A 13,877-nucleotide genomic window follows, 5' to 3' on the forward strand; every position below is an offset into this window, starting at 1 on the left:
ATGATGACACTTTTGTGTTTAAACAAAATCAATGTTAACATTAACTTAACATTAAGGTATTACTTTTGTAAAAATAAATTTAAGATATGTCTTTAAATAGCATTTTTCAGTACTTCGTTCCAAAGGACAAAAAATTCTTCCCTTTGTTTGAACAAGCCGGCAACAATTTGATCGAGATGTCAAAGTTGTTAAAAGATATTGTTAACTCAAGCAATCCTGAGAAGAAAAAAGATTTTACGCGCAAGATGGAAGATTTGGAGCACAAGGGCGACAATATCACACATCAAATTCATTTGGAGTTAGGCAAGAATTTCATCACTCCTTTCGATCGCGAAGATATACACTCTTTGGCAAGTTCATTGGATGATGTGGCCGACTTTATTCATGGCGCTGCCAACAGAATGGACCTTTATAAGGTGGAAAAAGCTACTGAACCAATGATAGAAATTGCGGACTTATTGGTTGAAGCCACTGAACATGTGTCAAAAGCTATTCATGAGCTTAGAGACTTAAAAAACATTCGGAACATTACAGATTCATGCGTGCGTATCAACAGTGTTGAAAACAAAGCAGATTATATCTTTGATAAGGCTGTAGCTGACCTCTTTGAGTTTGAAAAGGATGCAATTTCATTAATTAAACACAAAGAAGTGTTGTCTGCAATGGAAGATGCAACGGATAAGTGTGAGGATGTTGCTAACGTATTAGAAAGCATTCTAGTTAAAAACGCATAATCATTCGATATAAGTGCACAAAAATTCTACGAGATTATGATGTCAACATTACTCGTTGTTGTGATTGTCCTTGCAATTGCTTTTGACTACATCAATGGATTCCATGATGCAGCAAATTCTATTGCGACAGTTGTATCAACAAAAGTTTTAACGCCAGCAATGGCTGTTTTATGGGCTGCAATATTCAACTTTGCCGCTTACTTCTATTTTACAGACCATAAGGTAGCCAATACCATTGCAAAAACAGTATTGGAAGAATACATTACATTAGAAGTAATTTTCGCGGGTTTATTAGCAGCAATTGGCTGGAACTTGTTTACATGGTATTACGGAGTACCATCAAGTTCTTCACATACGCTTATCGGGGGATTCGCGGGATCCGGTATGGCATATGCATTTATTCTGGGCGCAGATCCAATTCATGCTATCAATATTGATGCTACCCTAAAAATTATTGCTTTTATCGTGCTCGCTCCGATCATAGGTATGACGATGTCGGTCATCATTACATTAATTGTGATTAATCTGGCGAAAAACTCCAGACCAAGTGTGGCCGAAAAATGGTTTAAAATATTACAGCTTGTTTCCTCTGCAGCGCTAAGTTTTGCACACGGAGGTAACGACGCTCAGAAAGTCATGGGAATTATCCTGGTCGCCATGGTAGCGGGTGGCTATGTACCAACGACTGAACACATGCCCGAGTGGATTCCATTAACTTGTTACGCGGCTATTGCAGCCGGGACGATGAGTGGTGGATGGAAAATAGTTAAAACAATGGGAACCAAAATCACAAAAGTTACACCATTGGAAGGAGTTTGTGCTGAATCAGCGGGAGCGGTAACATTAGGTATTACAGAACATTTTGGAATTCCGGCCTCTACCACACATACCATTACCGGTGCAATCATAGGTGTTGGTGTCGTTAAACGTGTTTCTGCAGTACGCTGGGGAGTAACAATCAGTTTGTTATGGGCTTGGATATTAACTATTCCGGTTTCAGCTTTATTAGGTGGATTGTCGCTCTTGATCGTACATTATTTGCTTTAGAAAAAAAAACCTTAATTTTTTTCTTAAACGTATTGAAACAAAACAAAAATTTGGTACTTTCGTAGCGGATTTTTGTTTTGTTGTTTCACATTAAATCCTTAATTTAGTACAAAATATAGCGGAAACAAAATATTTAACATAACTTTAAGACTTTGGCACGGCAATTGTACTGTTCCAAGTGTTAATACAAGATAATTAAGTTTGAAAACAATTAAAATTAATAATAACCTTAAAAACAAGAGTATGAACTATTCTACAATTAAAAAAACAGCTGTTGCTGCTACATTAGTTGCCGCTTTAGGTTTTGCTGGTACAGCGCAAGCTCAACAAGTATTCGGTGGTAGATCACAATACAGAACTTGGTCTATCGGAGTGCAAGGTGGTATTACTACACCAAACACAATTCTTCCTGGATCAAATGCTTTTGGACAAAAAGTAGGTTACTTCCAAAACAAAGTTGGTGAATACTACGGATTAACTATTCGTAAACAATTCTCTCACACATTTGGTTTAGAATTAGAAGCAAACCGTGGTAAGATTAAAACTTACAACAAAGCGCTTGACGGATTTAACGGTTTTGAAGCTAATTCTGGTGCAGCTCGCAATGGTGCAGCTAGATCAGCACAAACTGATGTAAACTGGGCAGCAAGCTTGAACGGTGTATTCCAATTGGGTACTATTGATTTCTTGAGAAGAGAAAATGCAGTTAACTTCTATGCTAAAGTGGGTTTGGGAGTTTTAGCCAACAATCCAGTTCAATTTGCGAACGAAGATTTTACTAATGAAGTTTATAACAACAAAGGTAAATGGGGTTCGAAAATTTTTGGAGATCGTGAGAACACTGGTGACCGTGATAACAAATTAACAGCTTTCGTTCCAGTAGGTGTTGGTGCTAAATTTAAATTATCTGAAGTAGTTGCGTTGAACTTAGGTTACACGATGAACTTCACTGATGATAACTTATTGTATGGTCCAGCTCGTACAGATTATAAAGGTAAATTCTCTACAGTAATGGCTGGTTTAGAATTCACTCTAGGTTCAAGAGACAAACAAAACTTGACTTTTGCTAACCCAGTTGCTACAATGTACGATGAGTTGAAAGATCCTTCATTGAGAAATGAAGTTGAAGCATTAAAACAACGTGTAAGCACTTTAGAAGGTACTGTTAACACATTAAGCGCTGATGCTGATGGTGACGGTGTATCTGATAAATTTGATAAATGCCCTGGAACTCCAGCTGGTACTCCAGTAGATGGTTCAGGATGTCCAATCAAATTCCCAGAGCCAGTTGTTAGCTCTACTACTTCTAACGGTTACTATGCTCCAATTCAATTCGAATTTGATAGCTCAGTATTGAAAACTTCATCTTACTCTACATTAGACAAATTGGCTAAAGAGTTACGTGATAACAATGCATCTGTACAATTAGATGGTTATGCATCTGCTGAAGGTTCTGAAGCTTATAACATGACTTTATCTAAAGACCGTGCTAACTCTGTAAAACAATATTTAGTAAATGCTGGTGTTTCTTCATCAAGCATCACTGCTAATGGTTACGGAGAGAAAAACCCAGTTGCATCTAATGCTACTGAAGAAGGTCGCGTTCAAAACCGTCGCGTTGAGATCAAAAAATAATTGTATACAATATATACCATTATAGTAAAAGCCGGCTTTATAGCCGGCTTTTTCATTTTACACGTATTTATCCTTAACTTTGTGAACGATATCCGATTTGTGGAAAATTAGTTCCATCAAATTAGATAAGAAATTAGTATTTTGAATTAAAGAACAGGATACTGATTTTAAACTTTTGAGAATGGAAGAGGATTTTGAATTTGAGAACCCCGAAGAAAGAAAAATCTCGGTGGACAGATATGAGGAAATGCTTCGAAACGAGGATCAGTATTTTTTTGACTCCAAAGCTTTTGAAGGAATTATTGATTACTACGCAGAAAAAAATGATCCTGTAAAGGCGCTACAGGTCGCCGAATTCGCAATCAGTCAGCATCCCTTTGATATTACATTTCTATTGAAACAAGCGCAACTGTTTTCAACGATTCAGCAATATCAGAATGCGCTCGCTGCATTGGATAAAGCGGAACTATTAGAAGCCTCCGAAGGAGATATATTTTTGATCCGTGGTGGTATACTAGGAAGCATTGGAAAATTCGATGATGCCTTGGAACAGCTGTTTAAAGCTCTTCCTCTGTTGGACAACAAGGATGAGGTGTATTTCCATATTGCGATGATATTTCAGGCCCAAATGAATTATGATAAAGCTATAATTTATCTAAAAAAGGCTCTTGAACTCAATATGGATTACCAAGAAGCACTTTATGAACTGGCTTATTGTTATGACGTATTAGATAGACAGGAAGAAAGTATCTCCTTTTATAAGAAATACATAGATTCAGACCCTTACTCCTACTACGCATGGTATAACTTAGGAAATTCATACCATAAGATCAGCCAGTTTGAAGAAGCTTTGGACGCCTATGACTATGCGATATTGATCAAGGATGACTTTTCTTCAGCTTATTTCAATAAGGGAAATGCTCTCGTCAATTTAGATCGCTACCAAGAAGCATTGGATGTCTACAAGCAAACATTTGAATATGAGCAACCCAGTGCTGATACCTATTGCGCAATAGGTGAATGTTATGAAAAACTGGAGCAGATGGAAGAGGCTCGAAACTATTATAAAAAGGCAGTCAAATTAGATGCGGAACTTGCGGATGCCTGGTTTGGCATTGGGGTTACCCTAGATTTCGAAGAACGTTACTTTGAATCGCTGCACTTTTATAAAAAAGCATTGGAATTGGAGGATACAAATCCAGATTACTGGTTTGCCATCGCCGATGCACGATATAAATTACAGCAAATAGACCTAGCAGAGGAAGCCTATAAAAGAGTCGTTAGCTTGAATCCAACGGATATTGATGCATGGCTGGATTATTCCTCAATTCTATTTGAACAAAGTAAAATTGAAGAAGCTATTGATGTGATTTCCGATGCTATCACACAGAATCCGAATGCGGCAGAGTTATACTACCGGGTCGTTGCATATCTATTCGCCAATGGGCAGTATAACGACGCACTGAACTTTTTGGAACTTGGTTTAGCAACTGATCCGGAGAAGTATCATATCCTTTTTGATTATCTCCCACAGCTTCAAGGGAATCAGATTATCATTGAAATTGTAAAAAAATATACAAAGCCGAAAGATTAATATTGTATAGGCACTTTATCCGGTCATCGCCAAAGGATGACCGGATATCAAAATTGAAGCGCCATTCATATTCCAACAACCTAATTTTCCCACTTTAAATGAAAAAACTAGGGCTAATAGGATACCCATTAGGGCATTCTTTTTCAAAAAAATATTATTTAGAAAAATTCCGCCAAGAGCAAATAACCGATGTGGATTATGACTTGTACCCCATCCCTCAGATAGCTGATTTTTCAAAAATTGCCTCCAACAAAGATTTCTATGGTGTGAATGTGACCATTCCCTATAAAATTGAAGTTATGGATTATTTGGACGAGCTTTCGGAAGAGGCCAGCGCAATTCAAGCTGTCAACTGTATTCGAATTAGCCATACAGCAGATGGCGCAACGCAGCTAAAAGGCTACAATACGGATGCTTATGGCTTTGAGGCGTCAATAAGGCCGCTAATTAATCCCCAAGTAGATAAAAAGGCCTTAATTTTAGGTAATGGCGGTGCTGCAAAGGCAGTAATTTATGCGCTGAATCGACTTGGAATAATGCATTCTCTAGTGAGCAGAACCAAGGGCGCAGACCAGTTGACTTATGATGAATTGGATGCTGCTATCCTAGCAGACCATACGGTGATTATTAACTGTTCACCTGTTGGTACTTTTCCCCATACAGAACAATCGCCAAAAATCCCTTACGAATTTTTAAATGAGAACCATCTTTGTTATGACCTCATTTACAACCCCGAGGAAACTACATTTATACAAAAAAGTAAACAAATGGGAGCCAGAATCAAAAATGGATATGAAATGTTGGTCCTTCAAGCCGAAAAGAATTGGGAAATTTGGAATAGTTAATCTTTCCATAGTAAGAAATCAATAAAATCTGTAATTTTACCTCTATGCTTACGATCAAATCATTTACTTTCAATCCATATCAGGAAAATACTTACCTACTATACAACGAGTCAGGAAATGCAATTATCATTGATCCGGGCATGTATGGAGAGCACGAGCAGCAAGAAGTAGTAAGTTTTGTCGCCGACAATAAACTTCAGCCCAAACTTCTATTAAATACACATTGCCATATTGACCATGTTTTAGGAAATAGTTTTGTTTATGAAAGATATGGCTTGTTGCCACAGTTTCATGAAGGAGAAGTACCTATTTTAGTAGCTGTTCAGAATTATGCCCCTCAAATGGGAATCCGATATGACATCTCCCCAATTGGAGAGACATTTTTAAATGACGGCGATACCATTTACTTGGAGAATGACGAACTAGAAGTCATTCTGGCACCGGGTCATTCTCCAGCTCATATTTGTTTCTATTCTGTTCATCAAAAATTTCTGATTGGAGGAGATGTACTCTTCCGCAACAGCATAGGTAGGACGGATCTTCCAGGAGGCAATCACCAACAGCTTTTAGATAGTATAAAATCAAAACTTTATACTTTGCCCGATGATACCGTTGTATATCCTGGGCACGGGCCGTCCACAACGATTGGCTTTGAAAAAAATTCCAATCCCTTTATTCGACAATAAGAGTCATGAATCTGCCCTTCCTATTCGCTAAAAGATATCTTTTTTCCAAGAAATCTGTCAACGCCATTAATATTATTTCATCCATTAGTGTAATCGGTGTAATGGTAAGTAGTGCTGCATTGATTATATTGCTTTCCTCCTTCAATGGAATGGAGCAACTTATTTTGTCTATGTACAGTAAGTTTGCTCCAGAACTCAAGATAGAACCTTCCAAAGGAAAACTTTTCGATACAAAAAGTATAGCTTTTGATGAATTAAGAACAGACCCAAATGTGATTCATTACACTGAAGTTCTACAAGAAAAGGTATTACTGCAATATTCAAATAGACAATTTATTGCCAATATAAAGGGAATTGAGCCGCAATCTCTGAGTAAAACAACCGGAGACAGTATTATTGTAGACGGTCAATATCAGCTTACACACGATTCCATTAACCTGGCCATTCTCGGCGCAAGTGTGCAGGCCAACCTAGGCATTCCATTACAAAAACCTGCTGAGCAGATTCAAGTATATTCCCCGAGAAAAGGGGTAAAGAATTCATCAAACCCTGCTGAGGAGTTCAATATACGGTCGATTACGCCAGGCGCTGTATTGCGTTACCAACAAGATTTCGACAATTTGATCATTACTCCAATCTCATTCGCCCAAGAGGTTCTTGGAGAGTATCAGCGTGTTTCATCAATCGAGTTTTATCTAAAAGATGGCGTAGATATCAATGCGTTCGAGCGGGTATTACAACAGAAAATCGGGCCTGATTATATCGTAAAGAATAGAGAAGAACAAAACCCAACGTTATATAAAAATGTACGCGTAGAACGATGGGTCGTTTTCTTTATATTGACCTTGATTAGTGTTATTGCCATATTTAACATTGTAGGTTCACTAACGATGCTTGTACTAGACAAACAAAAGGATATGACGATTCTGAAAGGCCTTGGCGGTGGTAATGATCTGATTCAACGCATCTTTTTTTATGAAGGCCTTATGATAGCTTTCATAGGTTGTTTGTTAGGGCTATTGATAGGCGCTATATTTAACTATATCCAATCAACTTATGGAATTATTCGTGTAGAAGATGGTGCAAATACGATTATTGACAGTTACCCTATGGTAAGTCAATGGAGCGACTACCTTTTGGTGTTTGTAACGGTAACTGGCATTTCCGCGCTAGTTTCTTACTTTTCTGCTAAAATAAGCGTCAAAGAATTAAGCAAATTAAAGACAACAAATTAATAATTTGAAGTTTTTCGGCTCTTACTCCCCTTAGTAATCTGCTGGATTAAATTACCCCAAGCAAAAGGATTTAACAATGGATTAGCATATCGTTGATTGATGACCTTATTATTCATCGTATTGAAACTCTGTGCATTGTTAATTGATCGCATTTCGTTTCCATCACGCGGTATTACTGCAGCCATTGCAGCTAAAGATTCATAAGATAAGGATCTTCTTACTCTCACAATATTATCTTCGGAAACGTCCAGGTTCATAAAAGCAATATTGAACTCTTCGATACTTGCCCAAGGATATGGGGTAACCATCGGTAGTTCCGTAACGAGATTTTGCATAACGATATTTGCAGTATACTTGTCTCCCTTAACTTCAGGAATGGTGACCACTAAAGGATCAAACCCCACAGATGTAAAACGAATGGTATCTCCGACATGGGCTACAAAAGAAAAGTAACCTTCATTATTTGCGGCAAAAGCTTCATTTCTAAAAGATAAATTGGTGACTGTTGCATAACCTACTGGAAGGCCAGATCCAACGGTTGTGACAATACCGGAATATTGAACAATCTTCTTTTCCTGAGCATGTGATGCGGAAAAGAAAAAAGTCAAAAAGACAATAAGAAATATTGAAACCAGCAACTTCATAGAACAAATTTAAACAAAAGTAGCCGAACTAGCCGTTAAATTGTGTTAAGGGCACAACTAATTAACAGGGGGTAAAGTCGCTTCAGGAGAGTCGGGATCCGTTAAATTAATTGCCTCAACAGCGGTAATTTCAGGAACAGCCTTCCTTATTGCCTGCTCTAAACCAGCTTTAAAGGTCATGATGCTCATTGAACATGAAGCACATGCTCCCAATAATTTTAAACGCACGACATTATCCGCTGTGATCTCTTCGACACTCACATTTCCGCCATCAGTTTCCAAATATGGTCTCAAGGTATCTAATGCTTGCTCAACTTTTTCTTTTAATGTCATACTCTTAATGCTATTCAATGATTGTAATATGTAAAGATAGTCAAATATTTTAAAATGTATATTCTTAGGCCTAACTACCCCCACAAAAACAACAAGTATATGACAATATTTTCATCTCAAGCTCTTCGTCGAGTTAAAGTATGTTAATAAGAAATCTTGTTTTTGCGATCAAAAAATTATTAAACTATATTGCGCAATAAAATTTAATTGATTAGTATAACAAATTCACTTATCTTTGTAAAATGTTTTTAAATAGGCGTATAGCGGCTATCTGTGCCGGCATGATGTTTCTATTGGTATTTACTGGCTGTAAGAGTAAATTTGAGAAATTGCGCGCAAGCAATAATATCGCTCAAAAATACGAAGAGGCTGTAAAACTTTATGAAAAAAAGAAATATACCAAGGCGTTAGTTTTGTTTGATGACTTGCGGACGAAATTCCGCGGACAAGCTGAAGCAGAAAATATTTACTATTATTTGGCATTTGCCAACTACCGTCTGAAAGATTATACGTCAGCTGCATTTCACTTTAAAGATTTTGCTGATGTATATCCCAATAGTGCAAGAGCTGAAGAATGTAGGTTTATGCATGCTTATTGCTATTACTTGGATTCTCCAAGATCAACATTGGACCAAGCAAATACACGAAAGGCAATTGACGCATTACAGCTCTTTGTTAATCTTTATCCCGAATCCGAGCGATCTAAAGAAGCCTCGGATCTTATTCAGAAATTAAGAGATAAGCTAGAGCTTAAAGCTTTTGCCAATGCAAGACTGTATTACGACATGGGGCTTAATGATGATTATAGGGCGGCGGTCATTGCTTTGCAAAATGTCCTAAAAGAATACCCTGATACAAAATATGCAGAAGAAATTGAGTTTTTGACATTAAAGGCTCAATACATCTATGCATCCAAAAGTATCTTCCTGAAACAAGAAAGTAGATTTGATGAAGCTTTGGATTATTACCGTAACTTCGCAAGTAATTTTCCAAACAGCAAACATATGAAAGAGGCAGAATCCCTTCGGGAGAATTCTGAAAAAGGCATTAAAACTGCACTCTCCCAAGTGAAAGAGTATAATAAGGCTCTTGCAGAACAGGAAGTATATATCAAAGAACAAAAGGCGAAAAAAGAACAAGAAAATACCCAAAAAGATGAGTCAAAAAAATAATAATTCAATTCCAAATTCTACAGTTACACGTGACTTGAGACAATTGGACAAAGGCACTGACAATCTCTATGAATCTATTGTAGTTATTTCTAAACGCGCGAACCAAATTGCAGTAGATATTAAAGAAGAATTGAACGGAAAACTTGCAGAGTTTGCAAGTAATAACGATAACTTGGAAGAGGTATTCGAAAACCGCGAGCAAATAGAGATTTCAAAACATTATGAGCGTATGCCAAAGCCCACTTTGGTTGCAATCGATGAATTTTTACACGATAAAGTGTATTACAGAAATCCCTCGAAAGAGCAGGACTAATCCTTAAAAAATGGCTTTAGCTGGGAAAAATATTGTAATTGCTGTATGCGGCAGTATTGCCGCATACAAGATTGCATCCCTCATCCGCATGTTGATAAAAGCAGATGCCCAGATTAACGTTATTATGTCAAAAGAAGCCACGGCCTTTATCACCCCGCTTACGCTTTCTACACTTTCCAAAAAACCAGTGCTTATCGATTATTACCAGCCAAATACTGGGGAATGGAATAATCATGTCGAAATTGCGCTATCTGCTGATTACATTTTAGTCGCTCCTGCAACAGCAAATACCATTTCCAAAATGGCCACTGGATTGTGCGACAACTTGCTAACAGCCGTATATCTATCAGCGAAATGTCCAGTGCTATTCGCTCCGGCGATGGATTTAGATATGTGGAAACATCCCTCTACACAATCTAATATCAAAAAGCTAAGTTCTTACGGCAATATCTTAATTCCTCTAGGAAACGGGGAATTAGCTAGTGGATTAATAGGTGAAGGGCGCATGGCTGAGCCGGAAGAAATACTGGATTTTTTAGTTAAATTTTCAGAGCGAGCGCTCCCTTTATACGGAAAGAAGGCGTTAGTATCTGCTGGCCCTACTTATGAAGCTATAGACCCAGTCCGCTTTATTGGGAATCATTCAAGTGGAAAAATGGGGTATGCCATCGCTGCGCAGCTCAAAGAACTTGGAGCGGATGTCACGCTTGTTTCAGGACCTAGCGCCCTGAAAAGTCCTGAAGGTGTTCTCAAAATTTCAGTGACCTCAGCAGCCGAAATGTTAAGTGCTTGTGAAGAACACTTCCAAGCGGCGGATATTGTTGTGATGAGCGCTGCTGTCGCAGACTACACTCCCATTAATGTAGCCACTCAAAAAATAAAAAAGAAAGAAAACGAATTCTCTATTGAGCTGAAGAAAACAGTAGATATTTTGGCTACTTTAGGAGCTAAAAAGAATGAGCAACAACTGCTCATTGGATTTGCTTTGGAAACCAATAATGAGCTGGAAAATGCCAAAGATAAATTGATTCGAAAAAACCTAGATTTTATCGTTCTCAATTCGATGCAGGATAAAGGAGCAGGCTTTGCGACCGACACTAATAAGGTTACTATAATTGAACGATCAGGTAATATCCATGAGTTTAGCCTAAAATCGAAAGAGGAAGTTGCCGAAGATATTTGTTCAATTATCGTCAGCCTTTCTTAGGGAAAACTTTTATAAGAAAGCACGCCCGAAATGCTATTCGTACAAATCTACAAGCAGATCTTATAAATTTACAATCCGAAGTTCTTTGGGGTAATAGTTATTGATTCGGTTAGGTAATACCTTCATCCAGCCCAATCGTTGGCCTTTAAACCTTGCTATTGTCCACCCTTGAATACCATCAGCAAATGTATCTGCAACGATATTCTCCTTTCTAAGGTAGTTTCGCGCGTCCTCAAGCGATAAGTCTACCGCATTATACTCTACTGCTAAATAATTACTCAAAGCCAATGCATGGCTCGGTATTAGCTCTTTCCTATTGACCTTTCCGACATTAGTTCCTGCATTCTTGAGATAGAGTACATTTTGAAGATATTTTAAATCGTTTTCGTACATTTTTGGAAAAACATATACATCTTCATGATGAAGAAAGGTGTGCAAACTATCACTATTTGAAATCCAATCATTTAAAATCCCTTTGGGCACATCTGACTTTTCGGGTTTAATTCTTTTTCTATTGAACGTTTCCTGTTCACCAACTTTCTTAAGAACAGCAATAAAAAAACCCTCCCCCCCTAATTTATGTGGATAAAACCGATAGCCGTGTCCGCGATGCTTTACAGAGAATGTATGATCAATTCCCCAATTATCTTCAACGTTTATTTCAACAGATTCGAAATCGCCGCTATCCAATAGCCAATCAACGATGTCTTCATTTTCCTCTGATGAATAAGAACAGGTCGAATAGAACAGATAGCCCCCCTCTTTCAAGGCGGTCAAACTTTCAGCCAAAATACGTTTTTGCCTTTCACTACAAAGTTTCACATTAGCTTCAGACCACTCCTCTATGGCATCAGTATCTTTTCTAAACATACCAGATCCAGAGCAAGGTGCATCGACTACCATTAAATCGAAATATCCAGGAAGACGATTAAAGGCAGCAGGATCGTTATTTGTAGTTACTGTGTTCGCATTTCCCCATTTCATTAAGTTATCTTGCAGGATTGTAACCCTTGTTTTAATAATTTCATTTGCAACCAAGAGTGATTCCGGATGTAAGCTACTGTTTAATAAGGTAGACTTTCCTCCTGGTGCGGCGCATAAATCCAACGCCCGAATACTCGCCTCATGTAACTTCAAACTTCGAATGATATGATCGATGAACATGGAAGAAGCATCTTGTGGATAATATGCTCCAGCATGAAATAATGGATCTAACGTAAACACTGGACGATCCTGAAGATAATAAGCCACATTACACCAGGGAACTTGCCCTGCATTAGGAAACGGACAATCTTCTAATTTATTAGGGTTTAGGCGTATTGCTGTCGCCCGAATACCTTCCTCATGTACTTTTATAAATGCGTCTTTATCAAATAACGGATTCACTCCTAATTTTTTCACTAAAGCATTCGGCAGAAAATTACTCATGTTGTCCTCATAGTTTGCGATAAAATTAAGATAAATAAAAATGAAGTCAAAATAAGTGGTAAATTACAAGAAAGCGTAACTTAGCATTATGAAAGAATTCAAGAAATATGCTATTATTCCTGCAACTCCAGAGGAGCTGTATCTCGCATTAACGACTGAAATTACGGCTCGTCTATGGACAGGTGATCTGGTGTCCATAGACGCCACTGTCAATGGAGAATTCTCTTTATGGGACGGAGCTATTACTGGCCGGTTCTTGGAACTACAACCTTCGACAAAAATTGTACAGGAATGGTATTTTGGAGAAACAGACACTCCGTCTATTGTTACACTAAAACTGCATGAACATAAAAGAGGAACGTCCTTAGAAATTAGACAGACAAATATACCCGATGAAGACTTTGAAAACATCTCCGACGGTTGGGAAGATCCTTATATATCGTCATTAATTGATTTTTATACGGAGGAAGGGTAAACTCCCATCCCCCACAATATCTTTTATTAGGTTATTGGCGTTATAAATGACGCCAATAATCTAGTAAACTAAATATCCCCAGCGATTTCCGCTCCAGCTTTTTTTAATAACCTGACTTCATTGTATCTTTTTATATAATCTAAAAACAATTTGTAGCTATATTTTCGCTCAAGTAAGAATTCCTGTAATATGTTAGGTTCATCTTTTATTAATGCTGATCATGACTTTGGCCCTTTGTTTCACATCATGCCCTAAAATATCTTTCACGACATCATTCAATTCAATTATCTCTCCCGAAGAGCGTTCAATTGCTTATCTACTTAATGTACTCATTTTAGAAAAAGGTTATAATTATACATGCTGTTGCTACAATCCATGTGGCTCGGAGCGCGTAAGAATGGGAACGGAATATGGCAGATGGGCCAGCCCCATCTACGGCCATGGAGGTAGTTAAACGAAAGAAGCCCTTGACTGTTTCCAGCAAGGGCTTCCGTGTAAAAAAAGGCACCGACCTACTCTCCCACCTGTT

Annotated in this window: 14 protein-coding genes; 11 read left to right on the forward strand and 3 right to left on the reverse strand. The window is 37.9% G+C overall.

The features are described 5' to 3' along the window. Positions 1-86 precede the first annotated feature (86 nt). The 7 genes from J2X77_RS23180 (at position 87) to J2X77_RS23210 (ending at position 7,776) form a co-directional block, all read left to right on the forward strand. Positions 87-734, forward strand: coding sequence for a DUF47 domain-containing protein (locus J2X77_RS23180; protein WP_209582087.1), 648 nt, complete (start codon positions 87-89; stop codon positions 732-734). 36 nt (positions 735-770) lie between these two features. Beyond that, positions 771-1,781 carry an inorganic phosphate transporter gene (locus J2X77_RS23185; RefSeq protein WP_209582091.1) on the forward strand — a complete coding sequence of 337 codons (1,011 nt, stop codon included), beginning with the start codon at positions 771-773 and terminating at the stop codon, positions 1,779-1,781. Positions 1,782-2,024: 243 nt separating this feature from the next. Further along, positions 2,025-3,416, forward strand: a complete 1,392-nt coding sequence (locus J2X77_RS23190; RefSeq protein WP_209582124.1) for an OmpA family protein — start codon at positions 2,025-2,027, stop codon at positions 3,414-3,416. Between the two features lie 181 nt (positions 3,417-3,597). After that, a complete protein-coding gene (locus J2X77_RS23195; protein ID WP_209582093.1) occupies positions 3,598-5,010 on the forward strand; it encodes a tetratricopeptide repeat protein in 1,413 nt (470 codons plus the stop codon). Positions 5,011-5,108: 98 nt separating this feature from the next. Then, complete coding sequence (locus J2X77_RS23200) at positions 5,109-5,855, forward strand: shikimate dehydrogenase (RefSeq protein WP_209582095.1); 747 nt, start codon at positions 5,109-5,111, stop codon at positions 5,853-5,855. A gap of 44 nt (positions 5,856-5,899) precedes the next feature. Further along, positions 5,900-6,541 (forward strand): MBL fold metallo-hydrolase, encoded by a 642-nt coding sequence (locus J2X77_RS23205; protein ID WP_209582097.1) that lies wholly within the window; start codon positions 5,900-5,902, stop codon positions 6,539-6,541. Positions 6,542-6,546: 5 nt separating this feature from the next. Further along, positions 6,547-7,776 (forward strand): FtsX-like permease family protein, encoded by a 1,230-nt coding sequence (locus tag J2X77_RS23210; protein ID WP_209582099.1) that lies wholly within the window; start codon positions 6,547-6,549, stop codon positions 7,774-7,776. Here the strand turns inward: J2X77_RS23210 and J2X77_RS23215 are convergent. Then, on the reverse strand, positions 7,773-8,420 hold the full coding sequence (locus J2X77_RS23215; protein ID WP_209582101.1) for a carboxypeptidase regulatory-like domain-containing protein: 648 nt from the start codon (positions 8,418-8,420) through the stop codon (positions 7,773-7,775). The genes J2X77_RS23210 and J2X77_RS23215 overlap by 4 nt on opposite strands. A gap of 57 nt (positions 8,421-8,477) precedes the next feature. After that, complete coding sequence (locus tag J2X77_RS23220; RefSeq protein WP_209582127.1) at positions 8,478-8,753, reverse strand: NifU family protein; 276 nt, start codon at positions 8,751-8,753, stop codon at positions 8,478-8,480. Positions 8,754-8,995: 242 nt separating this feature from the next. Here J2X77_RS23220 and J2X77_RS23225 point away from each other — a divergent pair, with 242 nt between their 5' ends. From J2X77_RS23225 to coaBC, 3 genes are read left to right on the forward strand one after another with little or no spacing between them, the layout of a single operon-like run. Then, a complete protein-coding gene (locus J2X77_RS23225; RefSeq protein WP_209582102.1) occupies positions 8,996-9,925 on the forward strand; it encodes an outer membrane protein assembly factor BamD in 930 nt (309 codons plus the stop codon). Then, on the forward strand, positions 9,909-10,238 hold the full coding sequence (locus J2X77_RS23230) for a DNA-directed RNA polymerase subunit omega (protein WP_075990346.1): 330 nt from the start codon (positions 9,909-9,911) through the stop codon (positions 10,236-10,238). The genes J2X77_RS23225 and J2X77_RS23230 overlap by 17 nt, the downstream gene beginning before the upstream one ends. 10 nt (positions 10,239-10,248) lie before the next feature. Continuing rightward, positions 10,249-11,445 (forward strand): bifunctional phosphopantothenoylcysteine decarboxylase/phosphopantothenate--cysteine ligase CoaBC, encoded by a 1,197-nt coding sequence (gene coaBC / locus J2X77_RS23235; RefSeq protein ID WP_209582103.1) that lies wholly within the window; start codon positions 10,249-10,251, stop codon positions 11,443-11,445. Positions 11,446-11,505: 60 nt separating this feature from the next. Here coaBC and J2X77_RS23240 read toward each other — a convergent pair whose 3' ends face one another. After that, positions 11,506-12,873 (reverse strand): RsmB/NOP family class I SAM-dependent RNA methyltransferase, encoded by a 1,368-nt coding sequence (locus J2X77_RS23240; protein ID WP_209582116.1) that lies wholly within the window; start codon positions 12,871-12,873, stop codon positions 11,506-11,508. An 88-nt stretch (positions 12,874-12,961) separates the two neighbouring features. Here J2X77_RS23240 and J2X77_RS23245 point away from each other — a divergent pair, with 88 nt between their 5' ends. Then, positions 12,962-13,348, forward strand: a complete 387-nt coding sequence (locus J2X77_RS23245; protein ID WP_209582119.1) for an SRPBCC domain-containing protein — start codon at positions 12,962-12,964, stop codon at positions 13,346-13,348. Positions 13,349-13,877: the final 529 nt, after the last annotated feature.

The sequence above is a fragment of the Sphingobacterium sp. 2149 genome, assembly GCF_031455655.1.
In the GTDB taxonomy this organism is placed as follows: Bacteria; Bacteroidota; Bacteroidia; order Sphingobacteriales; family Sphingobacteriaceae; genus Sphingobacterium.